1 protein-coding gene is annotated in these 1,501 nt (G+C 66.9%); it reads right to left on the bottom strand.

The features are described from left to right. The coding region (locus tag ACWELQ_RS45525) for an ABC transporter transmembrane domain-containing protein (protein WP_452403166.1) at nt 1–1,237 on the bottom strand (1,237 nt) is incomplete at its 3' end. Nucleotides 1,238–1,501 lie beyond the last annotated feature (264 nt).

The raw sequence follows: 1,501 nt of genomic DNA, 5'->3' as shown, positions 1-1,501 counted from the left end.
GGCCGATCTCCGAACGCAGCGCCTCCAATTCGAGGTGCCGCACATCGGTGCCGCCCACGTACACCGCGCCGTCGGTGACATCGATGAGCCGCGGGATCAGATTGATCAGCGTGGTCTTGCCGGCGCCGGTCGCGCCCACGATGGCGGTGGTGGTGCCCGGCGTGGTGCGGAATTGGATGGCCCGCAGCACCGCCTTCTCCGCGCCCGGGAACTTGAATTCCGCGAAGGCCAGATCGACGGTGCCCGGATCACCGGTGAACGGTTGCGGCCGACTCGGTTCCGCGACCGAGGACTCGGTGTCGAGCACCGCGCTGATGCGCTCGGCCGACACCGTGGCGCGCGGGGCCATCATGGCCAGGAACGAGGCCATCATGACGGCCATCAGGATCTGCATGATGTAGGCGAGCATCGCGGTGAGCGAACCGATCTGCATCTCGCCGTTGTCGATGCTGTGGCCGCCGAACCAGATGACGCCGACGGTGGTCACGTTCGAGATGAGCATGACCATCGGGAACATCAGGGCCATGTACTTACCGACATAGAGCGACTGCTCGGTCAGCTCGGTATTGGCGACGCCGAACCGCTGGGTCTCCTGGCGTTCCCGCACGAACGCGCGCACCACGCGAATACCGGTGATCTGCTCGCGCAGCACCCGGTTCACCGCGTCGATGCGCTCCTGCATGCGCCGGAAGCCCGGCACCATGCGGCTGATGATGAAGGCCATCGACAGGCCCAGCGCCGGCACCGCGATCAGCAGCAGCCACGACAGCCCCAGGCTCTCCCGCAGCGCCATGAAGACGCCGCCGATGCACATGATCGGGGCCATCACCAGGATGGTGGCGCTCATCAGCACCAGCAGCTGCACCTGGCCGACGTCATTGGTATTGCGCGTGATGAGCGACGGCGCGCCGAACACGCCGACCTCCCGCGCGGAGAAGGTGCCCACCCGGTGCAACAGCGCGGCGCGCATATCGCGGCCCGCGCCCATGGCGGCCTGCGCGCCGAGATACACCGAGACCGCCTGGGCCACGATCTGAATGGCGGTGACCAGCAGCATCCATCCACCGGTGGACCAGATGTAGCCGATATCGCCCTTGGTGACGCCGTTGTCGATGATGTCGGCGTTCAGCGTGGGCAGATACAGCATGGCGATGACCGAGATCAGCTGGAGCACGACGACCCCGGCCAGTTGGGAGCGATAGGGCCAGAGGAAGGTGCGTAGAAGTCGGATCAACATGATGCTGGCAGGCTACCGCCAGAACGTGACGGTTGCCGCGACGTTTTAAGGTGGGGTCGCGGCGTGGCCGGGATCACACCCATCCGGGCCGGTCCGGCAATGTTTCAGATGTCGGGCTGGTCCAGGTCTCGCCATTCGACGGCGTCCTGCCATTCGACCGCGGCCTGCTCGCTCGGTGCGGCCGGAGCGTCGGCCGGGCGCGGGCGGCGGGTCCAGGCGTGGGGGTCGTGCAGCAGTTCGTCCAGGAACGAGGGCAGCAGGTCG

Source organism: Nocardia sp. NPDC004722 (assembly GCF_053601505.1).
Note: the sequence above shows the minus strand (reverse complement) of the source record. Positions and strands in the feature narration are given on the sequence as shown.